The sequence below is a fragment of the Methylobacterium durans genome, assembly GCF_003173715.1.
GTDB classification, from domain to species: Bacteria; Pseudomonadota; Alphaproteobacteria; order Rhizobiales; family Beijerinckiaceae; genus Methylobacterium; species Methylobacterium durans.
This window is the reverse complement of the sequence record NZ_CP029550.1, coordinates 987,757-1,012,212: the sequence shown is the minus strand read 5'-3', so window position 1 is coordinate 1,012,212 and position 24,456 is coordinate 987,757. Positions and strand designations below refer to the sequence as shown.

Annotated in this window: 30 protein-coding genes and 1 pseudogene; 20 read left to right on the top strand and 11 right to left on the bottom strand. The window is 65.3% G+C overall.

The features are described from left to right. Positions 1-95: 95 nt before the first annotated feature. Positions 96-1,733, bottom strand: a complete 1,638-nt coding sequence (locus DK389_RS04755) for a porin (RefSeq protein ID WP_109887738.1) — start codon at positions 1,731-1,733, stop codon at positions 96-98. A gap of 672 nt (positions 1,734-2,405) precedes the next feature. On the opposite strand from DK389_RS04755, the gene DK389_RS04750 reads away from it, so the two are divergent. Both DK389_RS04750 and DK389_RS04745 read left to right on the top strand, forming a co-directional pair. Then, the gene (locus tag DK389_RS04750) at positions 2,406-3,689 is read left to right on the top strand and encodes a dicarboxylate/amino acid:cation symporter (protein ID WP_109896015.1); all 1,284 of its coding nucleotides are present in this window, start codon (positions 2,406-2,408) and stop codon (positions 3,687-3,689) included. Positions 3,690-3,711: 22 nt separating this feature from the next. After that, a complete protein-coding gene (locus tag DK389_RS04745) occupies positions 3,712-4,614 on the top strand; it encodes an amino acid ABC transporter substrate-binding protein (protein ID WP_109887736.1) in 903 nt (300 codons plus the stop codon). 73 nt (positions 4,615-4,687) lie between these two features. Here DK389_RS04745 and DK389_RS34815 read toward each other — a convergent pair whose 3' ends face one another. Together DK389_RS34815 and DK389_RS34810 are read right to left on the bottom strand one after the other, a co-directional pair. Beyond that, on the bottom strand, positions 4,688-5,308 hold the full coding sequence (locus tag DK389_RS34815; protein ID WP_250645683.1) for an NAD-dependent epimerase/dehydratase family protein: 621 nt from the start codon (positions 5,306-5,308) through the stop codon (positions 4,688-4,690). Positions 5,309-5,418: 110 nt separating this feature from the next. Further along, positions 5,419-5,709 (bottom strand): annotated as a pseudogene (locus DK389_RS34810) (NAD-dependent epimerase/dehydratase family protein); the annotation flags it as partial. Positions 5,710-5,859: 150 nt separating this feature from the next. On the opposite strand from DK389_RS34810, the gene DK389_RS04735 reads away from it, so the two are divergent. From DK389_RS04735 to DK389_RS04715, 5 genes are all read left to right on the top strand, one after another. After that, positions 5,860-7,149, top strand: coding sequence for an ATP-grasp domain-containing protein (locus tag DK389_RS04735; protein ID WP_109887734.1), 1,290 nt, complete (start codon positions 5,860-5,862; stop codon positions 7,147-7,149). Positions 7,150-7,965: 816 nt separating this feature from the next. Continuing rightward, on the top strand, positions 7,966-8,178 hold the full coding sequence (locus DK389_RS04730; RefSeq protein ID WP_109887732.1) for a type II toxin-antitoxin system antitoxin: 213 nt from the start codon (positions 7,966-7,968) through the stop codon (positions 8,176-8,178). A gap of 13 nt (positions 8,179-8,191) precedes the next feature. After that, positions 8,192-8,374 (top strand): hypothetical protein, encoded by a 183-nt coding sequence (locus DK389_RS04725; protein ID WP_109887730.1) that lies wholly within the window; start codon positions 8,192-8,194, stop codon positions 8,372-8,374. A 218-nt stretch (positions 8,375-8,592) separates the two neighbouring features. Continuing rightward, the gene (locus DK389_RS04720; RefSeq protein ID WP_109887728.1) at positions 8,593-8,862 is read left to right on the top strand and encodes a hypothetical protein; all 270 of its coding nucleotides are present in this window, start codon (positions 8,593-8,595) and stop codon (positions 8,860-8,862) included. 1,117 nt (positions 8,863-9,979) lie between these two features. After that, positions 9,980-10,186 carry a hypothetical protein gene (locus DK389_RS04715; RefSeq protein ID WP_109887726.1) on the top strand — a complete coding sequence of 69 codons (207 nt, stop codon included), beginning with the start codon at positions 9,980-9,982 and terminating at the stop codon, positions 10,184-10,186. A gap of 500 nt (positions 10,187-10,686) precedes the next feature. Here DK389_RS04715 and DK389_RS04710 read toward each other — a convergent pair whose 3' ends face one another. Both DK389_RS04710 and DK389_RS04705 read right to left on the bottom strand, forming a co-directional pair. Further along, the gene (locus DK389_RS04710; protein ID WP_109887724.1) at positions 10,687-10,983 is read right to left on the bottom strand and encodes a hypothetical protein; all 297 of its coding nucleotides are present in this window, start codon (positions 10,981-10,983) and stop codon (positions 10,687-10,689) included. Between the two features lie 139 nt (positions 10,984-11,122). Then, entirely contained in the window at positions 11,123-11,416 is a 294-nt protein-coding gene (locus DK389_RS04705) for a hypothetical protein (RefSeq protein WP_109887722.1), read from the bottom strand. Between the two features lie 163 nt (positions 11,417-11,579). Here DK389_RS04705 and DK389_RS04700 point away from each other — a divergent pair, with 163 nt between their 5' ends. After that, entirely contained in the window at positions 11,580-11,918 is a 339-nt protein-coding gene (locus DK389_RS04700) for a hypothetical protein (RefSeq protein WP_162560497.1), read from the top strand. 29 nt (positions 11,919-11,947) lie between these two features. On the opposite strand, the gene DK389_RS04695 is transcribed toward DK389_RS04700, so the two are convergent. Beyond that, positions 11,948-12,217, bottom strand: a complete 270-nt coding sequence (locus tag DK389_RS04695; protein WP_162560496.1) for a hypothetical protein — start codon at positions 12,215-12,217, stop codon at positions 11,948-11,950. Between the two features lie 388 nt (positions 12,218-12,605). Here DK389_RS04695 and DK389_RS04690 point away from each other — a divergent pair, with 388 nt between their 5' ends. From DK389_RS04690 to DK389_RS04665, 7 genes are all read left to right on the top strand, one after another. Next, entirely contained in the window at positions 12,606-13,859 is a 1,254-nt protein-coding gene (locus tag DK389_RS04690; protein WP_109887716.1) for an IS701 family transposase, read from the top strand. 488 nt (positions 13,860-14,347) lie between these two features. Beyond that, positions 14,348-15,571, top strand: coding sequence for a tyrosine-type recombinase/integrase (locus DK389_RS04685; RefSeq protein ID WP_109887714.1), 1,224 nt, complete (start codon positions 14,348-14,350; stop codon positions 15,569-15,571). Positions 15,572-15,670: 99 nt separating this feature from the next. Beyond that, a complete protein-coding gene (locus tag DK389_RS32020; RefSeq protein ID WP_162560495.1) occupies positions 15,671-16,522 on the top strand; it encodes a hypothetical protein in 852 nt (283 codons plus the stop codon). Positions 16,523-16,622: 100 nt separating this feature from the next. Then, positions 16,623-16,838 carry a helix-turn-helix domain-containing protein gene (locus tag DK389_RS04680; protein WP_109887712.1) on the top strand — a complete coding sequence of 72 codons (216 nt, stop codon included), beginning with the start codon at positions 16,623-16,625 and terminating at the stop codon, positions 16,836-16,838. Positions 16,839-17,083: 245 nt separating this feature from the next. Further along, the gene (locus tag DK389_RS04675; protein ID WP_109887710.1) at positions 17,084-17,317 is read left to right on the top strand and encodes a transcriptional coactivator p15/PC4 family protein; all 234 of its coding nucleotides are present in this window, start codon (positions 17,084-17,086) and stop codon (positions 17,315-17,317) included. Further along, the gene (locus tag DK389_RS04670; protein WP_109887709.1) at positions 17,314-17,604 is read left to right on the top strand and encodes a hypothetical protein; all 291 of its coding nucleotides are present in this window, start codon (positions 17,314-17,316) and stop codon (positions 17,602-17,604) included. The genes DK389_RS04675 and DK389_RS04670 overlap by 4 nt, the downstream gene beginning before the upstream one ends. Beyond that, the gene (locus DK389_RS04665; RefSeq protein WP_109887707.1) at positions 17,601-18,923 is read left to right on the top strand and encodes a helicase RepA family protein; all 1,323 of its coding nucleotides are present in this window, start codon (positions 17,601-17,603) and stop codon (positions 18,921-18,923) included. The genes DK389_RS04670 and DK389_RS04665 overlap by 4 nt, the downstream gene beginning before the upstream one ends. Positions 18,924-19,257: 334 nt before the next feature. Here the strand turns inward: DK389_RS04665 and DK389_RS04660 are convergent, their stop codons facing one another. The 5 genes from DK389_RS04660 to DK389_RS04640 form a co-directional block, all read right to left on the bottom strand. Beyond that, positions 19,258-19,527 carry a hypothetical protein gene (locus tag DK389_RS04660; RefSeq protein ID WP_109887705.1) on the bottom strand — a complete coding sequence of 90 codons (270 nt, stop codon included), beginning with the start codon at positions 19,525-19,527 and terminating at the stop codon, positions 19,258-19,260. Between the two features lie 288 nt (positions 19,528-19,815). Next, a complete protein-coding gene (locus tag DK389_RS04655) occupies positions 19,816-20,106 on the bottom strand; it encodes a DUF6522 family protein (protein ID WP_109887703.1) in 291 nt (96 codons plus the stop codon). A gap of 163 nt (positions 20,107-20,269) precedes the next feature. Then, positions 20,270-20,512 (bottom strand): DUF6522 family protein, encoded by a 243-nt coding sequence (locus DK389_RS04650; protein WP_109887701.1) that lies wholly within the window; start codon positions 20,510-20,512, stop codon positions 20,270-20,272. Between the two features lie 42 nt (positions 20,513-20,554). Beyond that, positions 20,555-20,779: a hypothetical protein gene (locus tag DK389_RS04645; protein WP_109887699.1), complete on the bottom strand. Its 225-nt coding sequence runs from the start codon at positions 20,777-20,779 to the stop codon at positions 20,555-20,557. A gap of 24 nt (positions 20,780-20,803) precedes the next feature. Then, entirely contained in the window at positions 20,804-21,079 is a 276-nt protein-coding gene (locus DK389_RS04640) for a DUF6522 family protein (protein WP_109896013.1), read from the bottom strand. A 260-nt stretch (positions 21,080-21,339) separates the two neighbouring features. Between DK389_RS04640 and DK389_RS04635 the strand changes: the two genes are divergently transcribed. The 5 genes from DK389_RS04635 (at position 21,340) to DK389_RS04615 (ending at position 23,982) form a co-directional block, all read left to right on the top strand. Continuing rightward, positions 21,340-21,762 (top strand): DUF5681 domain-containing protein, encoded by a 423-nt coding sequence (locus DK389_RS04635; RefSeq protein ID WP_109887697.1) that lies wholly within the window; start codon positions 21,340-21,342, stop codon positions 21,760-21,762. Beyond that, positions 21,759-22,367, top strand: a complete 609-nt coding sequence (locus DK389_RS04630) for a hypothetical protein (protein ID WP_109887695.1) — start codon at positions 21,759-21,761, stop codon at positions 22,365-22,367. The genes DK389_RS04635 and DK389_RS04630 overlap by 4 nt, the downstream gene beginning before the upstream one ends. Continuing rightward, positions 22,364-22,594, top strand: a complete 231-nt coding sequence (locus DK389_RS04625; RefSeq protein ID WP_109887694.1) for a hypothetical protein — start codon at positions 22,364-22,366, stop codon at positions 22,592-22,594. Before DK389_RS04630 ends, DK389_RS04625 begins: the two co-directional genes overlap by 4 nt. Further along, positions 22,591-22,848, top strand: coding sequence for a hypothetical protein (locus DK389_RS04620; RefSeq protein ID WP_109887692.1), 258 nt, complete (start codon positions 22,591-22,593; stop codon positions 22,846-22,848). Before DK389_RS04625 ends, DK389_RS04620 begins: the two co-directional genes overlap by 4 nt. A 318-nt stretch (positions 22,849-23,166) precedes the next feature. After that, positions 23,167-23,982, top strand: a complete 816-nt coding sequence (locus DK389_RS04615) for a transglutaminase-like domain-containing protein (protein WP_109887690.1) — start codon at positions 23,167-23,169, stop codon at positions 23,980-23,982. Positions 23,983-24,456: the final 474 nt, after the last annotated feature.

Sequence of the window (24,456 nt, the reverse complement as noted above, 5' to 3'; positions counted from 1 at the left end):
GACGCAAGGTTAGGCTTGCCGCCGCCGCCGGGGCAAGCGGCGTGCCGGATCTGGCGGGATCCGAACGATCGCGCCGGGCCTGCGGACGGGGTCCCTCAGAAGTCGCGCTGGACCCGCATGCGGATCTGGGTGGCGTCGTAGCGGCTCACCGTGAAGGCCGGCAGGCCGTTCACCGTGATGGGCCGGGTCTGGTCGGCCACGCGCCCGCCGATGACGGAGGTGCCGATATACGTGCCCTCGACGCCGATATCGAGATCCTTCACCGGCGACCAGATCAGGCTCACGCCGGCGATGATCTGGGCGTTGTCGCGCAGCACCGGGCTCAGGGCGAAGCCTGCCGGGTTGGTGAAGGCGTTGGGCGGCGTGGCGCCACCGATGAGACCGTTGAGCAGGCTGAACGCCTGCCGCGTGCCGCGCTTGTAATTGACCTCGCCGTAGCTCGCGAAGAAGGCCGAACGCCATTCGGGCGACCAGTAATGCAGGAAGGAGCCGACCACCGTGAAGCTCGTCGAGAGTTCGAGCTTGCCGGTGATCGGGTTGATCACCGCATCCGAGACGTATTGCTGGAAGGAGGCGCCCTGCACCGGCGTCAGGTTGCTGAGGTAGCTGCCCGTCAGATAGGTGTAGCCGGTATAGAGGATGCCGCCCTCGGCGTAGGCGCCCTGCAGGTAGAAGCCGTCGCCCTGCGCGATCATCGGCAGGTTCACCTTCACGCCGCCCTGCACCGCCCAGCCGTAATCGGTCTGCGCGCCGGACCGCACGCCGCGTGCGGCCAGCAGCGCACCGGCGGCGTCGTTCGAGATGGCGCCGCCCGTGCCGAAGGCCGAGCCGCCGATGAAGCCGCCGACATTCACGTCCTTGACCGCGCCCGAGATCTGGGCGGAGCCCCAGGCGGCGTCGTAGCGCAGCGCCGCCACGAAATCGGGCATGCGCGAGCGCTGCACGGCATCGAGGAAGGTCACGCCGGTCGCCGCGAAGCCGGCGGTGGTGAGGATCACCGGGGTCGGCGCCGTCGTCCCGACGATGAATTGCGAGGGCAGCCCGACGCCCGCCGCCGCCGTCGCGACGGAGGCCGCGTAGACCGGCTGCTTGCGGAACATCGGGTCTTCCATCGCGAGCGTCAGGCTCAGGCCCTCGCCGATCTTCGCCGTGTAGGCGAGGAGGTTCGTGGAAGCGATGTCGGAGCCGCCCGTCGACCCGATCAGCTCGTAATCGTGGGCGTAGAAGTCGAAGAACGAGGACGCGCGACCGGCGGTCAGGCCCGCGAACTGGACGAAGGCCTTGTCGGCGACAACGAAGTTCTGGACGCGGCCGAACGTGTCCTGGCCGAAGGCCGGGAAGGCGTTGGCGATCCGCTGCTGCGTGCCGGAGGCCAGCAGCGTGCCGGTGCGGCTCGCGATCTCGGCGCGGACGAAGGCGCGGAGCGTGCCGTAGCCGGTCTGGGTGCGCGCATCGAGGTTGAGGCGCAGCAGGCCGCGGGACTGGTACTCGTCGCCCTGACTCTGCGCCCGGTTCGGGTTCGGGATGGTGCCGGCCTCGAAGCGCGCGCGCCCCGAGACGCGCAGGCAGGTGTCCGTGCCCGGGATGTAGAAGAAGCCCGCCCCATAGGCGCCGCAGACGCGCACGTACTCGACGGGCACCGCCTTCTTCAGCGGGAGGTCGGCGGCCCCTGCCGTCGCTGTCCCCACGATGCTGGCCGCCGTGCACAGCAGCGCCGACTTGATCCTGTTCATCCCACAATCCCCGACGCGACGTGCCTTCCCGAGCGGCCCGGTCCGCAGAGTGGAGCGCCTCGACGATCTCCCGTCATCGTCACAGGGCCTCCGTGCCACCCGGACGCGGCCGGTCATGGAGGCGGTTCGTGGCTCCCACGCGGCACCGAACCCTCGGTTGCCTCATGGATCGACGGCTGCATGATTCTTGTGCGCGTTGTTTGCTTGGCGAGCACAAGTTCAATTCACGTCGTCTTTGGAATTCGACAGACAAGATGGCGCGCAGGCAAGACCAAATCCGCACTCGGGCCGGGAACAACCGCAGGTCTCGGCGATCTGTGTCTTTTCTGCATCTTTCGTGGGGAACGGTTGCGTCGCCCGCGGACGGCGGGATGATTCCCCGATGGGGCCCGTGCGCGCACGAAACCCGTGCGCGGACCGGCCGGACGACGCCAGGCTCGCTGCCGGATTCCAAGTAACGCAGGTCCCTTTCGCGGGCCGATCTCCCGATTTCGCCGTCCTTGACGGGATTTTCGATCACGCTGTCGTGATCAAGTGTCGATCCGGCGTGACGAAAGCGGCGAGGCGTCAGGTTCCGGAGGTGTCGCGACTTAGCCCTGCTTGCGCATGGCACGCTTCCTGCTCAAAAATCATCATACGCGGAGAGCGGACAGAGCTGTCGAGGAGATGCCCGTGAGCGGCAACCGCCTGACCACCCTGATCTTCATCGGCATGGTTCTCGGCATCGGCGTCGGATACGCCTGCAGCATCATGTGGCCGGATCCTCAGACCGCCAAGGAGATCTCCGGCTATATCGCGCTCATCAGCGACGTCTTCCTGCGGCTCATCAAGATGATCATCGCGCCGCTGGTCTTCTCGACGCTGGTCGTCGGCATCGCGCATATGGGCGACACCGCTTCCGTCGGGCGCGTCGGCGCCAAGGCGCTGATCTGGTTCCTCGGCGCCTCGTTCTGCTCGCTGGCGCTCGGGCTCATCCTCGTCAACATCATGCAGCCGGGGCACAACCTGAACCTGCCGCTGCCGGATACGGGCGCCGGCACGGGCCTGAAGACGGCCTCGCTCTCGCTGAAGGACTTCGTCACGCACCTGGTCCCGAAGAGCGCGGTCGAGGCGATGGCGCACAACGAGATCCTGCAGATCGTCGTCTTCTCGATCTTCTTCGGCGTGGCGCTGGCCGCCCTCGGGGAGAAGGGCAAGCTCCTCGCGCAGGGCATCGAGGGCCTCGCCGACGTGATGCTCAAGGTGACGGGCTACGTCATGCTGTTCGCGCCCGTCGCCGTCTTCGCCGCCATCGCGGCGACAATCACCACGCAGGGGATCGGCGTCCTCGTCACCTACGGCAAGTTCCTCGTCGAGTTCTACCTCAGTCTTTCGGTGCTGTGGTGCCTTCTGATCGTCGCGGGCTTCCTCCTGGTCGGCTCGGGCAGCATCGCGCGCCTCCTCGGGCTGATCCGCGAGCCCTTCATCCTCGCCTTCTCGACGGCCTCCAGCGAGGCCGCCTACCCCAAGACGCTGAACAACCTCGAGCAATTCGGCGTGCCGAACCGGATTACCTCCTTCGTTCTGCCGATGGGCTACTCGTTCAACCTCGACGGCTCGATGATGTACTGCACCTTCGCGGTGATGTTCATCGCGCAGGCCTACGGCATCCCGCTGACATGGGGTCAGCAGCTCACGATGCTGGGCCTCCTGATGGTCACCTCGAAGGGCATGGCCGGCGTGCCGCGGGCCTCGCTCGTCGTGATCTCGGCGACGCTCTCACAATTCAACATCCCGGAGGCGGGCCTCCTGCTGATCATCGGCATCGATCAGTTCCTCGACATGGGCCGCTCGGCGACGAACGTGCTCGGCAACAGCGTGGCCACCGTCGCCGTCGCCAAGTGGGAGGGGCAGCTCGCCACGACCGATCAGCGGCTGGACCGGGACGTGACCCCGCTGCCGTCACCGGCCGAGTGACCGGCATCGGCGGAGGCGCGCGATGAGACGCGGAACTGCGAGGTGGGCCGCCGCGGGCGCGCTGGCGCTCGTGCTCCAGGCTGCGCCGGCGGCGGCGATCGAGGTGCTGACCGGCACCCTGAAGAAGGCGGCCGAGACCGGCGAGGTGGTGATCGGCCATCGGTCGAGCTCGGTGCCCTTCTCCTACACCGAGAAGGACGGTCGCCCGGTCGGCTACGCGATCGACTTGTGCCAGGAGATCGTCGACGACATCGCGAAGGCGACGGGGCGCGAGGGATTGCGCATCCGCTACGAGCCCGTGACGGCCGAGAGTCGCATCCCGGCCGTGACCTCGGGCCAAGTCGACCTCGAATGCGGCTCGACGACGACCAACGCCGAGCGGCGCCGAAGCGTCGCCTTCTCGCCGATCACGTTCATCAGCGCCACGAAGCTCCTCGTGAAGCGCGACTCGGGCTTGCGCTCCTACCGCGACCTCGGCGGCCGCAGGGTTGTCGTGACGTCGGGCACCACGAACGAGCCGGCCTTACGCGCGATGCTGGCGAAATCCGGCATCGCGGCGGAGATCCTAACCGCCAGGGACCACGCGGAATCCTTCGCGCTCGTCAAGGACGGGCGGGCCGACGCCTTCGCGACCGACGACGTGCTGCTCTACGGGCTGAAGGCGGGCGAGGGGGCGGCCAGCGGCGCCTACACGGTTCTGCCGGAGAAGCTCTCGTTCGAGCCCTACGCGATCATGTTCCGGCGGGACGACCCGGACCTCGCCGCCCTCATCAGCGATACCTTCCGCCGGCTCGCGGCCTCGCGGGAGCTGCGCTGGACCTACGACAAGTGGTTCCTCAAGCGCCTGCCGAACGGCGAGCGCCTCGATATCCCGATGTCGGAGGATCTGCGCACGAGCTTCCTCGCGATGGGCCTGCCGGATTGAGGAGGCCGGCCTGCGCCGGTTCGATGCCCTCCGCCATCGACGCGCCGATCGTGGGGATCTGCGCCCTTGCAGGTCAGGCGACCTTCGCCGAGGGCCGCGGCGCCGGAGCCCCGCACGGCGCGGCCGGTTCCGCCATCAGCCAGCGCACCGCCTCCGCGAGGGGCCCGTCGATCGGTGCCGGGCAATAGCCGAGCTCGTCCCGCGCCTTGCTGTCCCCGACGTGACCTTCGCCGAGGGCGAGCCGCACGCCCTCGCGCGTCGCGACGGGCGGGCGCCCGGTGACATGGTCGGCCGTCCATTCCGCGATAGCGGCGACGGCCCGGGCCGCGGCGCCCGGCATGGCGAGGCGCGGCATCCGACGGCCCGAGAGGCGCTCCAGCCGGCCGAGCAGATCGCTGAGCCGCACGTCCTCGCCGTCGAGGACGTAGCGCGCGCCTCTCCGTCCGTGCTCGGCGGCGAGGAGCATGCCGGCGGCCACGTCCCGCACGCCGACGAGGTTGAGGGTGCAGTCGAGGAAGGCCGGGGCGCCGCCGGCAAGGAACTGAGCCAGCATCGCGGCGGGCGGCGTCCGGTTGGCGTCGCGCGCCCCGATCGGAACGGTCGGGCTCGCGATGACGACGTCGAGTCCGGATTCGGCTGCCGCGAGCGCCATCGCCTCGGCCTCGCGCTTCGAGCGCGTGTAGGGGCCGGGCATCGCCTCGACCCCGCCAGGTCGTGCAGCGGCGCGCCCGCACCGATCCCGGCGGGCCGCAACACGGTCGCCGACGAGCAGTGGACGACCCGTCGCACGCGGGCCGCCGCGGCGGCTTCGAGCACCATCGCGGTGCCGCGCGCATCGACCTGCGCGAGATCGCCCCTGCGGCGCGTCCAGAGATGAGAGATGCCGGCCACGTGGTGGACGATGGCCGCCCCGCGCATCGCCTCGGCGAGGCCGGCGGTATCCAAGATCGAGGCCCGGTGGATCTCGACGCCCGCCGGTAGACCGGCCGGATCCCCGACGTCGAGGACGCGGACGCGCGCGCCGCTCCGGACGAGTGCCTCAACCACGTGCCGCCCGATGAAGCCGCAGCCGCCGGTCACGAGGATCAAGGACATCTCGCTGCCCGCCGATGCCCGACGCCATGTCGTTCGAGAGCCAGCTTCGCAGGTCGCGCGGCCCGGCGAATTCGCAAATGAAGCCGGGAGGGTGCACCGTGCGGAGGCGGGCGAATCCGGGATGCCTCGGGGCATGTCGAGGAGGTGGCCATGCCGCACGAGCGGTCGGCCGGGGAGCGGGTACGGGTGCTGCTCACGGAGGGCAGCAGCACCTCCGCCCGCGAGGCGATCACGGCGCTGGCACTGGCGGGGCACGCGGTCTCGTTCTGCGATCCGGAGCCCGTCTGTCTCGGCCGGTTCTCCCGTCTGGTCGCCGGCCGATACCAATGCCCGCCGCTCGGCACGGATCCGCAGGGTTATCGGCGCTTCGTCCGGGACCTCGTCGCCACCGGGCGCTTCGACGTGCTGCTGCCGATCCACGAGCAGGGCTACCTGTTCGCACGGATCGCCGACGAGATCGCGCCCCACGCCGCGCTCGCCCTGCCCTCCTTCGAGAGCTACGCCCGACTCCAGGGCAAGGCCGGCTTCAGCCGGCTTCTCACCGAACTCGGCCTGCCGCAGCCGCGGACCGACCTGATCGAGGATCATCGCCAACTCGCGGGCCTCGCCCGATACCCGTTCGTCCTTAAGACGGATCTCGGCACCGCGAGCCGCGGGACCTGGCTGATCCGCGATCCCGCCGCGCAGGCCCGTGCCGTCGCGGAGATCGGGAAGGCCGGGCCACCCGGCGGACCGATCCTGGTTCAGGAATGGGTGGAGAGGCCCCTGGAGCAGGTTCAGTCCGTCTTCCGGCACGGACGGCTCGTCGCATTCCACGCGACGCGACGCCTGATCGAGGGGGCGGGAGGCGGGGCGGCCCTGAAGGAGAGCGTCCGCCGCCCGCGGATCGCCGCCGACCTCGCGCGGATCGGCGGGCATCTCGCGTGGCACGGCGCGCTCTCGCTCGACTATCTTGCGGACCCGGACGGCGTCGATCCGCTCTACATCGATGCCAATCCGCGCCTCGTCGAGCCGATGGCGGCCTACCTCGCCGGGCTCAACCTCGCGGATCTCGTGGTCCGGATCTCGCTTGCGCACGCCTCCCTCGACCTGCCGGGGACGGATGTTCTTGAGACGCACCCCGGCCTGCGCAGCCGCCTCGCCCTGCAGGCCCTGCTCGGTGCCGCGCTGCGCACGCCCTCACGCCGCGCGGTCCTGCGGACGGCCCGCGACCTGCTTCGGCGGCGCGGCGACTTCGTCGGGGCCGAGGAGGAGCTGAGCCCGGCGCGCCTCGATCCGCCGAGCGTCGTGCCGGTGGTCGGAGCCGCTCTCGCCCTGCTGGTTCGACCGGAGCGCGCGGACGCGCTGGCGCGTCGCAACTGGGGCCGCCACCTTCTCACGCCGCACGCCGCCCGCCTCATCCGCGCGATGGATCAGCCGGACGTGGCCCATCGGGGATGATCACAGCAGCCGGCTCCGCGCGGGCGATCCGGTCTGCAGCCAGCGCTGTTGAAGGCAGATTCGTAGAGCACCGACATCATGGCTTCGAGAGCGTGGGCTGAGCCGGGCTCAATGCGTCCGAGCCTGTTCTGGCGTGGATGCGTGGCCGAGAGGGAGTCCGGCGGCGCATCTCGCATGTGCGTCGTTGGTCATCGAGTTAGCTTGCTGCAACTGGGTTCCGCCACGTTCGCACATGCGTCTCGCACGCGAAACGCGGCGAACAGGGGCGTATGAGGGCTGCCGAAGGACACGATGATCAAGCGTGCGGCTTCGGACTGATTCGGCGCATGGCTGGCGGTTGTGGAATGGAAGGCGTAGGGGACGACCGCTCACGATCAGGAGCAAATCGATGCCAATCGAAGCGCTCGTCTTCTACGCCTACGTTGGATCTCTGACGTTCTGGACTGCCCTTCTCGTTTGGGACTGGTCGCACCAGCATCACTGATGCTGTGTGGATCATGCGCGCCTTCCGCTGAGGCCGGCGAGGACTGGGGCGGTGCTGCGCCGCGCATCCGGATCAGCCAGACGCATCACCTGAATGGCTTGCGTGACGGGGCCGAATGGCTGGCCCGACCCCTCGTATAATGAGCCGGGCTGCCGAGGCGCGATAGAGGCATGGTCGTATAGGCGTGCGAAGCCATCAACAGCATCGTCCAGATGCGATTGATGGTCAGGTCCAGCCTCGGGATTTCCAGTGCCAGGGCTGAGCCGTTTGCTATTGCTAGCAGATCGCTTACAATCGCTGACAATCGAGCGATCAACCAGCATCTGCCAACAATGTCAGACGAACGAGAAACGCGATCCGCCCCGCTCGGGCTTCGGATCCTCCCCTCGATCAAGAAGGCGCTGGCGCAGGCCGCCGCCGAAGACCATCGGACGGTCGCCTCCTATGTCGAGAAGCTCCTTACCGAGCATTTGAAAGCTGCGGGCTACCTCGGCGGCACCGCGACCTCGACGCTCAGCAACGAGCCGCATCTCGCCAAGCGCTGAGGGCGAAGCGCTCATGAAAGAACAAACTCATCTGCTGCTCGCGGGAGCAGCGATCATCGTTCTCGCCACGCTTGGCGTCTTGCTGGTGTTGCAGCCCGACGATCCCAAGGTCGCGTTGGGCGACACAGCCGCGGCGGCCCTGTTCGCCTCGATCATCGTGCTCGCGAAGGTCCGGCGGGATCACTGGCTGCAATGATTCCCGCCGAGCACCTGAAGGCGACGGGCTATCCGACGTGAATTCGTCTCGTCTCGGGGTTGATCGACCGCGCGCAGCTGTACGCACGATGGTCTATCTGTTGCGGCCGGAGGAGCGATGAAGGACCCTCGAAAAGAGCGCTATGCCCGGGGCATGCTGGTCGGCGGCCTTCTCGCCGCTCTGGTCGTCCTTGGCTCATTACTCATCTGGCATTTCGCATGACCGAGCCCCGCTGCTTTCAGCCGCCCTGGCGCGTCGTCGAACTTCAGGGCGCTTATCGCGTCGAGGACGTGAACGGTCTCGCCGTCGCCTCCGTGTTCTTCGTCGAGGACGCAGTTCGGCGCGGCGCGACAGGGCGTCTGTCGAAGGAGGAGGCTTGGCAGGTCGCCTTTCGCGTTGCCATCATGCCGGACGTGGAGAGCGTCTTGATGGGGTGTGGGACAGAGTGCGATGAGGCACACGTATCCGCGGCCTGGGCGGCGCAGTGACCGATGCCCCATCGTGGCCAGCATCACAGTCGTCGAGGCGCGTGGCCGAGGAGCGGTTGAGGATGGTGTGAGCGTGGTGGGCAGATGGCTGCTAGTCGCAGGCGCATTGATCAGCGACCTTTGGATCGCCTTTCACATCAGGCGAACACCAACGCAGGTATGATCCTCACCGAGCACCTCAAGAGGAAGGGCTGATCCGATCGAGCGGCGGCTATCGCGGCGATGGATCGAATGAAATCAGTCGGTCGCTACAGCGACGAGCGAGAAAAAGCCGGCTAGGGCGAGATTGCTGGCGAGGAGAACGGCGAGAAGGGTCATCAGGCTACTCAGATGCGTGGGAGGTAAATGGTGGATGGTACGGCCATGCCAAGCGTTGCGGTGCTGCAGCCACGCTTAATTCACCGATCCGTTGCCTGGTTCCAGGCGAGCGGGTCGAGCCGCTGTGACGGGCAGCCTGCGCAGCATGGCTTTGACATGGGCTCGCACAGCACTGCGAGCTTGAGCCTGCGCTGAGCCTGATTTTGCCTGATCTCTGGACGGAGCAGATTTGTCCGACATTGACACACCCACGCGCTGCTCAATTGCTGCGCGTGTGTGATTGCAAAGATCATACGCCCGCCCGGCGCCCTGATCTGGGATTGACTGTGGCCGGTCTTGGGATGGGCCGGTGGTGCGTGGGCTGATGAGCGATCAGAAGATCAGCCATGTCCCGAGCAGAAGACTACCCAGGAAGAGGCATGAACTCGCAGCGACTGCGAGAGCTTCCCGGTGCCTGAGCAGAAGAGCATCGAATGCGGCAATCATGGCGGGCCGGAGAGTAAGATTGGTAGAAGGAAGGTAGCTTTCTTCAGGCGGCCAGCCAGTGCGCAAAAGTGTTAGTTCGGTGGGAGTTTACCCCTGTCACACACCTGCAACATCCGCTTCGCACTCATCGATCGCCTTGTCCGTGCCACTCCAGTTGCCGGTAGGGGATGCCCCGATCAAAGCCCGCCGATGCAGGCGTTGGAAGTCCGCTGTCGAGGGTGTGGCTGACGCGGAGCAGCGCGGGAGCTGAGATCGGCGCAGTGTCAGACGGCGGCGGATTGGCCACCTTCGCCGGCCATGGCATAGCTAGGCCATGAGCAAAGACGTACCACACCCCTACAGCATCGAGGTCGAGCCGCTGACGAAGCCGGAAGGGCAGTTTGGATGGCTCCTTCGCCGGAGCGGCAAGCTCATTGAGCGCTCGGATCGCGCCTATCGGAGCGAGGAGAAGGCTTGGGAAGCCGCCCTTGAAGCCGCCTTGCGCGACAGCAAGCCAGGAGCGGGCATGGGACGCCGCTGAGAGTAGGGACCGGGGGGCAGCCAGGAAGCCATCCTTGACCCGACATGTGGCACCGCCAGGCCTCAGCCCATGCGGGCGCCCCTCCATCTCGGCCTGCTGGCATCGGCACAAGAGTCAGCATAGTCCCATGCACGTCCTGGATGGCAACATCCAGTGCTGTGGGTCCTGGCCACCAGCGGCCGGTGCGCTGATGATCCTCTTCCAGATCGCTCGCGTGGCTGCCGTCGATGGCTCCTGAGACTTAGGCCGACGGTCCTGATGGCGAATTTGCCGGCACCGGGTGGCGCGTTCCACCACACGTGCGCCACCATCCGCGTTGCGGCCGCGCTGTTCGGCCTTCGCACGGCGATCTGCCTCGTCCCGAAATCGATAGACAGAAGCCATGGCCCGCGAGCAGGAGGCGGTAGGTCACGAATGCACGGTTTGGCCGGATCTGCAGGTCTTGGCGGGCACCGAAATACGCCGTGCGCCCGCCACGCGCGTCGAAGCTGTGCCCGCTGTTAAGCCGCGAGTGGCTCCGGCTCGAACTCGATGGGCTGCAGAACTTCGCTCAAGACCGCCTGAACCTGATCAGCGGCGGCCGAGAGGATCTGCGTTCTGATCGCACTGTCGGTGTCGGCTTCCTGAACCTGGGAACAGTGCAGGGCCGCTCTCTGCTGAACGTTCTGCAGCAGCTGCCGAGCCGCCTCCTCTTCGATCTCGATCAGCGTTCTGGCAAGGTCCGCATAGGCGTCGCTGAGCAGGGAAAACGCGATCTGCGACGTCACCTCGGTCTGGGCGTGGCTTAACTCCAGCATGCCAGTCTCCTACACAGTTACTCAGTGTGCTCCCCAGTAAGAGATCCTGGTTTGACCCATAAGATCAATCAACAACATTCGTTTATTGATTTGTGTTGATATTGTGGCAAGCGTGAGCATCAATTTACTGGCTTGTTCGTCAATCCGGTGCCGCCGATCGGCACATCCAAGCGTTGAGCCTGACCCTGCCGACGAGCCACGCGTCGCCCATCTTGCTGCCGACGATGTGAACGCGGCACCAGATTCGGACGGTCTCCGGGGCGCGGCGGGGTTCGCGGGTGATGACCTTCGCCGGTACCCGATCCTCCGAGCAAGACGTCGCGGCGAGGCGAGACTGGCCTGCAGAGCCCGCCAGCACAGCCTCGATCTTGGCGGCGCTGGCGAGGTAGGCCGAGCGGGCATCTTTCGGGGCTGTGCGCTCAGCCGGCGTCATGTGCGTCTCCTTGATGAGGCCGACAACCGACCTTCGGCAACGCCGAACGATTGAGGATTAATTCTCTTTCAGATCTGTCTGGAATTGAGTCAAGATCGATACAGTCTGTGCCCGCTTCAGCGGAAGAGCGAAGCGTAACAATACAGACGGAAATGCTGTGAGCATGATCACAGTGTTCCGGAACGGAGACGCCGATAGTCGATCCAGCGCCGAATTCTCCAGCCGCCTGTGCGGCAAGGGAGCCTCGGCAAAGCGACGAAGTCCGATGATGATCAGGATCCAGTTCGATGTTCCCAGCGACGCCTTCGGTGTGTTGGTGAGCGGCCTCGAGCAGCAATTCGGTGCGGCGCGGGCCGCTGTTGATCTCGATTTCGCGAGCTTGCGCAACGAGAGCTACACGCTGTCCTACGCGACCGATCATGCGGGCAGGGTGCTGGCGTTGTTGGACGTCACGCCCTCTTGGCAGATCCCGGATCAGCTTCAGGCGTATCGCCGCGCCTGAGCCAGCCAGCGACGATATCTCGGCTTCTGTCACGGGCGTCTCCGATGAAGGGCCGCGTCGCTGGCGAGCACGTGCCGGCAACCGGCGAGCGCAAGGGCGTGCGAGACGTTCAACGCCGGAACGAGAGCGGCAGCATCTCGCTCAGCGCGATCGAGGAAGCGGGCCGGCACCTCGCCGGGTCGTCCGCAGGTGAGGCAGACGATGGCGCGAATGGCGCGGAGGCGAGACAGGCGCTCGGCCGTGTCGAGGTTGCGAGCCCAGGGGCAGAAGGCGTCGGCGGCCGTCACATCGGCTCTCACCGTGTCGGGGTCCGTACCCCCGTAAGATCAGTAGGAAGACCGGACGTGGGGCGCTCACCCATCGGCGTGCGCCCCGCTCTCGCAAGCCTCTTCTTATCGGCGCATCAGCTTTTCTTATTGGGTAGCCGCGATTGATAAGAAACTCTGCGCACTCCAAGCCGGAGGCGCCACTTGTCTCGTCCCCGTTTTGTATCGTCACACCGTTCTTATGAGATTCGGGGACCTCGAACCGCGCGACCTGCCGCGCGCCAGCGGATGGGGCAGGACCGCGCGGCTTCGACGCCGGCGCGTGCTGGGAAGCCGGCAATGCCGTTCGCGGAAATGAGGGCCTAGCATTACAGTTGCAGGGTGAGGCTCCTATCTGAGTGGTTTCGGATGGGAGAGCGCGATGTCCTCAACCTCGCTCGAATCCACGCTGGAGCTCTGGTCGACGACACTGCGGCAGGCCAAGCAGCGCATCCGCCCGCTGTTTGCCGCCCCGAGCGTCGCCGCCTCCGCCAACGCCTTCCTGGAGGGCTTGCTTGGGGGTGAGCGGCGCAAGACCGGCTGGATGCGGGCTGAAGCTGCTGGTGATCCAGGCCCCTGGCGCCAGCAGGCTGTCCTCGGTCGCACGCACTGGGACGCGGAGGCGCTGCGGGACGTGGTGCGTGACTACGTCCTCGAGACGCTCGGCTCACCTGACGCGGTGGTGGTGATCGACGAGACCGGCTTCTTGAAGCAGGGCAGAGCCTCGTGCGGTGTGGGCCGGCAGTACACAGGCTCAGCTGGCAAGATCACCAACTGCCAGATCGGGGTGTTTGCCGCCTACGTCTCGGATCAGGGCCACGCCTTCATCGATCGTCAGCTGTACCTGCCCAAAGCCTGGGCCGGAGACCCGGCTCGAAGGCGGGCGGCGCATGTGCCCGAGGCCATCACCTTTGCCACCAAGCCGCAGCTGGCGCTGGCCATGATCGAGCGGGCGATAAAGGCAGAGGTGCCGTTTGCGTGGGTTGCGGCTGACAGCATCTACGGGGTTGGCGAGATCGAGCTGGCGCTGCGCCGTGCGTACAAGGGCTACGTGCTCGGTGTCACGGGTCAGCATCGGTTCTGGTCCTGGGACCAAAACCTCGACGTTGCGGGCACCGCCGAGGAGATCGCCAAGGATCTCTCCGAGACAGACTGGATCCGGCTCTCGGCCGGATCTGGCACGAAGGGACCGCGCCTGTTCGACTGGGCCTACCTGCCGCTGGCCACGCTGCCGGCGGATGCGCTCGACGCCGCTCTTGATCAGAGCGTGTGGACGCGCGGCCTGCTCGTGCGGCGCAGCCTGTCGGACGGGAGCTTCTCCTACTTCACCACTTGGTGCCCGGCCGGCACGCCGGTGCAGACGCTGGTGGCCGTGGAGGGGCGACGCTGGGCCATCGAGGACGCGTTCGAGACCGCCAAGACGGAGCTCGGGCTGGCCCACAACGAGAGCCGTTCGTGGCACGGCTGGCACCGGCACGTCAGCTTGGTGATGCTGGCTTTTGCGATGTTGGCGCGGGTGCGCCGGTTGGCCAACGGAACGCCCCCAAAAACGCCGCTCATCGCCAAGCTCGCCGGTGCCGTGGTCCATTCAGGAGATCCGGCGCGTGGCGATGCGGCTGGCGCAGCGGCGCATTGAGCCCGCGCTCGTGCTCGCTTGGTCAGCCTGGCGGCGCGCCCACCAAGCTGCCGCCCGACAGGCGCACCTCAGAACGAAACTGCAACTGTAATGCTAGACCGGCGAGCATTCGAGCTCGGGCAGTGCCGGCAGGCTGAGCGTTCTCTCGCTGCCTTCGCCGATGCCGAGGCAGGTGATGACCGCCTCGTGGGTCCGAGCGCTAACCCACATCGAAATCGCGAATTTGAGCTTATGCCAGCGAGCCGCCTTGAAGGGCGGTCTCCAGTTCGTGCAGCGATTTCAGAGACTTAGTGGATAGGCGCGGACGCCTATGGACAGGGAAGTGGCGGAGAGGGAGTCCGCCAAACTATAGTACGCCGGGATCTGAGATCGTCCGAATTCCTGCTTATTTCTCGGCACGCTACGGTGCGAACGAGCTTTCGAAGTCCGTAAGCGTTTGCTACGATCCGCGCCAAATGTTGGGGTGGAAGTTGGGGTGAGGCTGGGCGATGGCGCGATCGGTCAAGAAGCTGAGTGCCCGTTCTGTCGCCACCGTCAGCAAGCCTGGGCGCCACTCAGACGGGGAGGGGCTGTATCTCGTCGTGGACGCTAGCGGCGCCAAGCGCTGGCTCTTCCTGTTTCGGTGGCAAGGCAAGCTGAAGGAGATGGGGCTCGGCGGCCTCTCTAGCGTCTCGCTTGCCGATGCCCGCGAGAAGGCGGCAGAGGCGCGCCGGACCCTGAAAGCCGGTCACAATCCGATCGAGCAGCGACGCACCGCGAGGGAAGAACGGCTTGCAGCTGTCACATTCGGCGCCTTCGCCGACGAGGTGGTGACGAGCCTGAAGAGCGGCTTCCGCAACGACAAGCACAAGGCGCAGTGGACCTCGACCCTCAATACCTACGCCGCGCCCCTGCGTAACATGCCAGTCGAAGCGATCGGCACGGACGATGTGCTCCGTGTGCTTACACCAATTTGGCAGTCGAAGAACGAGACCGCATCGCGACTGCGCGGTCGCATCGAACGCATCCTCGACGCTGCCAAGGCCAAGGAACTGCGCACAGGTGAAAACCCGGCCCGCTGGCGCGGTCACCTCGACAAGCTGTTGCCAGCCCGGCGCAAGTTGACCCGCGGACGCCATGCCGCCATGCCGTTTGAAGAAGTGCCGGCCTTCGTCGCTGATTTGCGGAAGCGTGAGGCGGTAGCGGCCATGGCCCTGGAGTTTTGCATTCTGAATGCCTCACGCTCCGGCGAGGTGCTGGGTGCTCGCTGGAGTGAGATCGACCGCAGGACGAAGACTTGGATCCTTCCACCCGAGCGGATGAAGGGCGGCCTTGAACATCGTGTGCCGCTGACGGAGCGCGCTCTGGCAATCCTGGATCGGGCTGAAGCGATCCGCTCCAGCGAGTACGTGTTCCCCGGCTACAAGCGTGACCGGCCGCTATCGGTGATGGCGATGGAGATGATGCTGCGGCGGATGAAGGTGGACGTGACGGTCCACGGCTTCCGCTCGTCGTTCCGCGACTGGGCAGGCGAGCGGACGGCTTTCCCGCGTGAGATTGCCGAGACTGCGCTGGCGCACGTGGTGGGCGACGCGACGGAGCGAGCCTATCGACGCGGCGATGCACTGGAACGTCGTCGCAAGATGATGGCGGCCTGGGCTGCCTTCATCGGCAAGGAGCGACCCGTGGACACCCGGACGAACGTGCTCGCTCTGCGCCAGCAGTCGGCCTAGTTTGCCTGTTGGCGCGGCTAGGTTTGGCCGCCGAAGAGCCCGGACCGCACTGGGTCTGCCGCGCCATCCTCATTGCGGAAGCTCCAATGCGGAGGAGCGATGAGCCGATTTATTCCGGCAGATCATATTGGACTGGAGCGAGGCGTGCTTCAGGTTGCAGAATGGTCCGATACAGAGATTTGGCAGGGGCTACCGAGCGAAGAGGTTCAACTATGGCACCGTCTAGGTCGTTCAATGTATGCTCAAGGTTTGGAATTCCAGATCGATCGATTTTCCGGACCAGAACGGAAGAGCTTTTTTGAGCGCTATCTTTCCTATCTTAGCGCCGAAAGCGAGGTAAGAAAATCTCTGCATGCCGGCTATCTGACGGCTTATGTGCTGGCGGAAGGGCATTCTGTTACTGTTGATCGTGAATTCTGGGGCACAGAGGCGGGTATATTTCCCTTCGGGGATGGTATGATCAACATTGCAGGCGCAGTTTGGCCAGATCGAGTTCTTAACCTTGGGATTGTGCGAACTATCGTATTCTTACGCGAAGTCGACTTGGCTAAGCGGTTTGTCAAAATTGCCGCCTCTTCGCCAAGAGTTCTGAATGATAGCGCGACAAATGCGCCGGCCGAAATTCCAATTTTGACCGAGCCAACACGCCGAGAAGGCCCCACTGGCCGTCCCGTTTCAGGATCTGAAATTTATACCAAAGTTGGTTCCACAAGGCTCGGACGCAAGCCGACCTACGATTGGCCAGACGTTGAGGAATTTGTCCGCAAGACGCTTGAGCATCAAGGCTTGCCGTCCGCTGATGATCCCGACCTGCCTGATCAAGCTGCTCTTGAGCGCCGAATAATGCAGCATTGTTTACAGCGGTATGGCCGGGAGCCTGCCATCTCCAACGTGAGGCCAAAGCTAGCTAAGTGGTTGAAGGCGTTCAAGGAAGCGCAGGTCAGAAACTAATTCCTGACCTTTTCCTGCCCATTCTGACCGACATGCACTGTGTTTTCCATCAAGCTGCTTCACATCCGAGCAAGTCCGCTCGGTTTGGCGGAGAAATGCAGTGCCTCAGCACAACACCTCCGAGCCCGACGCTCCCCTCGCTCTCGGCATTGTGGAAGCCGCCCGTGCCGCCGGCATCGGCCGCTCGACAGTCTTTGAGGAGATCAACGCAGGTCGATTGAAGGCTCGCAAGGCCGGGCGTCGCACCCTCATCCTGCGCGACGATCTCGCGGCTTGGCTCGCAGCCCTGCCGCAGCGTCAGAAAGTTGCCGCCTAAACGGAACCGCCGGCCCCAAGCGGGAACCGGCGCCGGATGTTTAGGTGCGTCTCGACAGCGCTCTCCCTACAATATCCGCGCGTTGCGCGCCACCGCTTTCTCGGCCGGCACCTCAACAGAAGGTGCCACATGCCAGATCTCGACATCACCACCGAACGCCGCATCCGCTGGCTCGTCTACCGCCTCGGCATCAGCGCCGATCGCGCCCGCCTGCTCGCCGGTCTCGCCTACGGGGAGACGCGCGTATGACCGAGCCCCGAACCTTCTGCAGCATCCGCAAGGGCAACTCGGAGGAGATCCGAGTTCGCCTCGCTGAGTACCGCGGCGCCGCGTTCGTGGACATCAGGGCGTTTGCGCCCGTGCGCCACAAAGGCGGCGAACCGGTCCCGACGCGGAATGGTGTCTGCATCTCCCGCCTGCGCCTGCGCGAGCTGATTGTGGGGCTGCAGGCCATCGAGCGTGAGGAGGGCGGCCGATGAACGCCCCTCTCGCCAGCAGTCGCTTTCAGGCCGTGGAGGACATCCCCCACGGCTCCCCCGAGATGACGCGCGAGTGCCTCGCTGAACTCCTTTGGCAGATCAGCACCCGCGCGACCGTCGCCCTCAACAGCTTGGACTTGGGCGACGACTTCGGCCTGACGCGCTCCATGCGGTGTCTCGCCGCTGAGGTCGACACGGCCCTCGGCCTCCTCGTGCAGATCAAAGCCGAGACCATCCGAGAGCGAGAGCGCCAGCAGGCACACAACTCCGATGAGGTGGCCGCATGAGAGCAGAGACAGGGCGCTTCGGCGGGCACCTTTCGGACTTGGACGGGCTCGAAGCTCAGCGCCACGACGGCCGAGATCCCGCCAACATACACCCCTTCGAGCGGCGACCCTTCGCACCTGCTGGGGACGACGAGCCAGCCGGCTTCGACCGCTTCGACCGCAAGCCTGAGGAGCGGCAGCGCATCGTCGCGACACCTTTCGTGTTGCGCGACCCACGGCAGATCCCGCCACGGCGCTGGCTCTACGGGCGCCACTTCATCCGCCGGTACGTCACCACGACGGTTTCGCCCGGCGGCTTTGGTAAGACGAGCCTGTTGCTAGTCGAGGCCCTCGCGATGGTGACGGGGCTCCCTCTTCTCGGCATTCGAGCGCCCGAGCCCCTTCGCGTCTGGGTCTGGAACGGCGAGGACCCGCAGGACGAGACCGAGCGCCGCCTCGCGGCGATCTGTCTGCATTACGGGATCAAGCCGCAGGAGCTTGAGGGCCGGCTGTTCATCGACAGCGGCCGGGACACGCCCATCAAGATAGCGGCCCGACAGCGCGATGCGACGATGGTTGCGCGGCCCGTCGTTGATGACTTGGTGCACGAGATCCGCGAGCGCCGAATTGACCAGCTCATCATCGATCCGTTCGTCTCGTGCCACGACGTGCCGGAGAACGACAACAGTGCCGTGGATGCGGTCACGAAGGCGTGGGGCGGCGTGGCCGAGGCCGGAAACTGCGGCGTGGAGCTCGTCCACCACGTTCGCAAAGCTGGCGCCGGACAGACGGCCTACACTGTGGACGATGCCCGTGGCGGCTCGGCCCTGATCGGCGCCGTCCGTTCCGCCCGCGTCCTCAATGGTATGTCACCCGAGGAGGCTGCCCAAGCCGGCATCGAGGCCGAGAAGCGGCGCCAGTATTTCCGCGTCGATGACGGCAAGGCGAACATGCAGCCGCCGGCAGAGGGCGCGGCATGGCATCACCTCGTCGGCGTGCCGCTGGGGAACGAGACCCGAGAGGCGCCCGGCGATTTCGTAGGTGTGGTCACGCCGTGGACGCTTCCAGGTCTGTCCGACGTGATCCAGCCGGGCGACCTCCGCAAGGTGCAGGACATCATTGCGGGCGGCCAATGGGCCGACGACGTTCGCGCGAACAACTGGGCAGGCAAAGCCATCGCGCAGGTGCTTGGCCTCGATGCGAGCGATCCCACCGAGCGCAAGCGGCTCTCAAAGCTGCTGAGCATGTGGAAGAAGAATGGGAGCCTCGGAACCGAGACCCGACACAATACCCGCACGGGGCGCGATCAGACCATGATCGTAGTTGGGGAACTCGCCTGATGCCCTTCCACACCTCCACAATCAGACTGTGGCGAACCGCGGAAACCGTGGACCATCACCACCACCACACTCCGTATGGGGTGTGGGGTGTGGTGGTGGAAACCGTGGTGACTTCGCGAACCGTGGACCGTGGAGCCTGTGGGCTGACCGTCATCACGGACGAGGAGGCACAAGCGTGATCTCCTCTGCCGACCAATTCGGGCCGTGGGCCCCGAACCTCGAACCCGGTAAGTGGATAGCCCGGCTCGGCGTTATTGTGCGCCTGTCCGGGCGGCCTCCCGTGACAGCAAAGGACCGCCGGTTCATCGGCGGCCCTTCGCATGCGAGTGCAGGTTCAGTTGCGCGGCAGGCCATTGGCCGGGCCACCAGCATGGCTGCCGGAATAGCGGTAGGCGGCGCCGTAGCCCCGTTCACGAACCGAGCCCGCCTGCATCGCGGTGTAGGTGCCCTGAGGTGCGCTCAGAACCTCGGCCGACTGCGATCCGGGCACCGAGAACTCGTGACCCCAGGCGTTGAACGTCGCAGCCTGCGCAAGAGCAGGAGCAGCAACCGCGCCGAAGCTCAGGGCAACAGCGGCAGCGAGGGAAGCAAAGCGGTTGGTCATAGCATCCATCCTTCAGTGACGGTCGCCCTCCAAGGGGAGGCTGTCTCGTCCCGTCTGATGGCTGGTTCGCTGGCGCGTTTTCGATTGAGGTGCCGTTACGCACGCAATGAGATCGCCGCCGGGGTCAGCTCTGGCTCACGATTGATGGACCTCGCTTGCGCCTTCAGTCCGTGGGCCAAGAACCGTAATCCTGGCGAGTGCTTGTTGCAGCTCCGCTCTATGCACGTCTTCGTGCGTCCGCCCTGCAATTCCCGCGATCAGAGCTTTGTCAATGAAACGCTGTCCAAACTACCGCATCAACTGCTCTGGCAGTTGGTCCATCGACAGACGACATTCATTCAGCACGTAGCCCTGTCCATCAATGATACCCTGCCATGCCGCCTCGCGGGATCGGACAGTAATACGCGATCGTCCAGTGTCTTCGCCGCGGCCCTTCTCAACCAACAAGCGGATGAGCTCAAGGTCTATCTCGGCCTGAAAGCGTTCGGGTGTGATGCCGAGCTTGGCAGCGAACTCGGTAGGGTCGAAGACCCACTGACCGCGCCAGTTTCGACTGAACCGCATTGCGGTGCCCTCCATCAGCTCGACGGCCGAGGCGGGCTGAACCTGACGCTAGCACACGCACGGTATGGGAGCGATCTGTCGAGTGCACAGATTTTCGCCCGCAGCGACAATCAGCGTGTGTTGGCTTCGCGCCCGCCCAAAGGCCCGAACGGAACGTCTTGATGGATCTGCCCCAGCCTCACAGGCGGCGTTCGCGGATAAGGCAGCCCGCGTCATTAAAGATGCCCTGCCAACCCGCTTTCCGCGTCCGAACTGTCACGCGCCAACAGCCCTGGTCTGCGTCTCTCCCGCCCTCGATGCGGCTGGTGACGAGCCCGAGGCGCATCTCGTGGCGAAGCTGCCCGGGATTGATCCCCAGCCTGGATGCAAGCTGCTCCGGATCGACGACCCAGTCACCACGCGTGTCTCGCTCGAAGTGCATGCCATGACCCTCCATGGAGCCAGAGGCGGATGCGGGCTGAGTTCATTTCTGCGGCGCAGTCTCGGCCAGCACGTGCCTCTCGGCCTTGCGAACGACGGAGAGCGGATCGCACCCTCTTTGATGTGCCAGCAGAAGCAGATCGGTAATCAGATCAACAATCTCGCAGGAGGGTACGCCATCCTCCAAGCGCCGCTCTGCACCCTCTGCGAAGATGTAGGCATCAAGAGCAGTCTGCGCGAGCTTTGTACGGCTGACTTCCATGACCATTGGCAGGCTCCTCGGAGGCTCAATCTACCGGATCACGTCATCAGGTGGTTGATCCGTCAAAAGACGGCACTCGTTGATCAGGCGCCCCTGCGCGTCGAACACGCCTCGCCATGCGGCCTCGCGGCACCGAACCGTAATACGAGACCGCCCTTCGTTCCCGCCATGCCCGGCCTCAACCAGCGTGTGAACGAGGCCAAGGTGCATCTCGTCTTGCAGCAGCCGGAGTGTGATGCCGAGCTTGGCTGCAAGTTCGCTCGGATCAACGATCCACTCACCGCGCGCGTCGCGTTCGAACCGCACCGGGACACCCTCCATCAGCTCGGCAGGAGGGGCGGGCTGAGACTGACGATAGCACACTCAGAGAACCTGAGTGATCTTTCCAGTTTTTGGTTTTCGACCCTATCGACCGCCCACATGTGCTGGTGGCCTTTGCCGCCTTATACCGGCCGGAGCCTCGCACATGATCCTGGCAGACAGGCTCGCCGGCATGCCCACATGCAGGATTTCCGGGTTTGCTGTTTCCCCGCTGTAAAAACAGCGGAGCAAGTTGAGGTCGGACGATGACGACGCTGCGAGGCAAACCCTTTGAGAAGGGCCAGACTGGCAACCCAACAGGGCGCCCGAAGGGTGCCCGCAGCCGCGCCACGCTCGCCTTTGAGCAGCTTCTGGATGGCGAGGGGGACGCGATCACCCGCAAGGCCATCGAGCTTGCCAAGGATGGCAATCCGCAGGCCCTTCGCATGTGCCTGGACCGCCTGCTGCCGCCCCGGAAGGACCGCACCGTCAACTTCGATCTGCCCGAGATCACGACGACGGCGGACCTCCCGCGGGCGACCAGCGCCCTGTTGCAGGCCGTAGCCGCGGGCGACCTGACCCCGGCCGAGGCCAGCGACATCGGCAAGGCGGTGGACGCCCATGTGCGAGCCATCGAGGCCGCCGACCTCCACCAGCGACTTCTCAGGATCGAGGCTCACCAGCAATGACCATCACGAGCCTGTCCCGTCGCCTTGAGAAGGTCGAGGCCAAGCGCCCGCCGGGCGTATCCTTCTTCCTGATCTGGGGCCGCACCCTTGAGGAGGCAGAAGGCGAAATCGCATTGCGTGAGCGCGCCGGCACCCTGCGGAAGGGCTCGGACGCCGTGGCGCTCGTCTGGCCAGACCCGGAGCCCATGCCCGCGTCGCGTAGCATCCGGTTCGGCCTTGGCTTCGGCCAGGAACCCAAGATCAGTGACCGCGAGCTTGCCCTACTGGGTGCTGCCTTCCGCGCGGAGGCCATCGCCCGCGAGCGAGCCGCTGCCGTTGAGGCCGGCGAGGACGTGTCCGCCTTGGACGACACGGACTTTCACATCCGGTCCATCCGCCGCGAGAGCAATGACCTTGAGCGGGATTTGCGCTTCTTCTGCCGCGAGGAGAACCCAGAGCCCGAGATCCACCGGCCAACCGGCAACGGACACGGGCCGATGAAGCACTGCGTCTGCCCGAGCTGCCAATCTGGCGACACGGCGCCCCGCACGGGCTTTGAACGTCACGCCGCCCGGCAGTCCGCATGGCTCGCTCGCTACCTGCCTGGGGAGGGCCTGTTCGTATGAACCGGAGCCTTGAGACCCGCCTGCGGAGGATCGAGGAGCGGCGCAGGCCCGTAAACGAGTTCGGGCACCTCGGCTTCGGGCCCGCTGTCCGGATCGTCACACACAGCGACGAGGATCAGGCCCAGCAGCTCGCGGCGCTGGAAGCCGCCGGCCAGTACCGGCCCGGTCAGTTCGTCATCGCGTGGCGCATTGTCGATCCACCCGCCTACAGAAGGCCGAACGCATGAGCACGATTGCGAGCATGTTGAAGCGCGTCGAGAGGATCGAGGCGCGGCAGCCCACGGGACACATCGCGAAGCTGGTCAACCTCGGCGGCTTCCCGCCTGAGGTCGTGGCCGACGCAGTGACGAACTGGCGGAGGTGGGTGGCGGATGGACGGGCGAACCGCGACGGAGATACCCTGATCATCCACGCACCGCTTCTGACGGTTGAGGAATGGATCACAGAGACGGACAAATACCAGATTGAACGACTGCAGTGAGGAAGCAAGATCTCTAGCTGGTCTGTCTGAATTATCGCTAGCCAAGCGACACATTACTGCAATCTCGGCTTCCGGCAATTGACCCGCCTCAATCGGGCGGATCGCTTGAAATCTGGCGGGTCCGAAGTGAGATAGCCAAGTATTCCTGAGCCTCCAGCCCAATAGGGGCTTCGATCACGCTCAAAATAAATCGACAGCTCACCGCTCATCCATGCTACGCCCAGGGGTGCGCTCACCCTACGGGGCACATCTGCCGGCGCGGCTTCTGCTTTCAAACGACCGGCATGGATCCTTGTCCTACTTTTCTGGAGAGCGCCCATGCGCATTCTTGTCGGCTGCGAGATGACTTACGAGTTCCCGCAACCCACACCGGTGATTGCGACGCTGAACGTCCACGCCTCACGTTTCTCCGACCTCGAACGGCCAGATTACCTAATCACCAGCCCCGCGGTCCCCCTCGACGGATACCGCGACAGCTTCGGCAATTGGTGCAACCGCATGGTCGCCCCTGCCGGCCGCTTCACCCTGAAGACCGACACAGTGGTGCGCGATCACGGCAGCGGCGACACGCAAGTCACCGACGCCCAGGAGACCGCCATCGAGAAGCTACCCTCGGACAGTGTGCTGTTCCTCCTCGGCAGCCGCTATTGCGAGACCGACCGCCTCTCCGACATCGCCTGGGATCTATTCGGCCATCTCCCGGCTGGCTGGAGCCGGGTTCAAGCCATCTGCGACTACGTGCATGACCGGATCACCTTCGGGTACGAGCATGCGCGCTCGACCCGCACGGCCTACGATGTCTTTGAGGAGCAACAGGGCGTCTGCCGCGACTTCGCGCACCTCGCCATCACCTTCTGCCGCTGCCTCAACATCCCAACCCGCTACTGCAACGGCTATGTCAGCGACATCGGCTTGCCCTTGCCACACGCGCCGGGCGACTTTGCGGCCTGGATGGAGGTCTATCTCGGCGGCCGCTGGCACACCTTCGATCCGCGCAATAACAGCTCCCGCATCGGCCGGATCCTGATCGCCTACGGACGCGATGCCGCCGACGTGCCACTGACGCTGACCTTCGGGGCAAATACCCTTGCAGGGTTTCGCGTGACAACGGAGGAAGCTCCGACCCTGTCTTAGATCGACGAACCGGAGCGCGAAGAAAGGTGTAGCGATAGGGCGAGTTGCGAAATCTCAAGGGGAGAAGAAACGAAGCTCGCGGCGGATCGGCATGGCTACAAATGGCCATGCTTGCGCCTGATGTGGCAAGCCTTGGCTTGAGGCAGCTACCCCGCCGCTAACGGCGATCACGGCGGCGGGGCGTGTCGTGCCCACACGACTGGGATCGGGCCGGTACGCAACGTGGCCCGCAGTTAGGATGCCAGCCGATCGGTTAGCAGCGCATCAATGGCGCGCCAAGGGCGCAGGCCCGAGTTTGGAAGGATCCCGATGCGATCGCCGCTTACGGTCAAGGGATGGACGGTGCGCTACACGCCCAGGGACCGGCACTTACCCTAAGCCGTTCTAATGGGCTCCGAGGCGTGTCCTCATCGTGCGCTCGACGATCTCGAAACCACCTACCCGACGATTTAAAGACATCCCACGTGGGCAAAC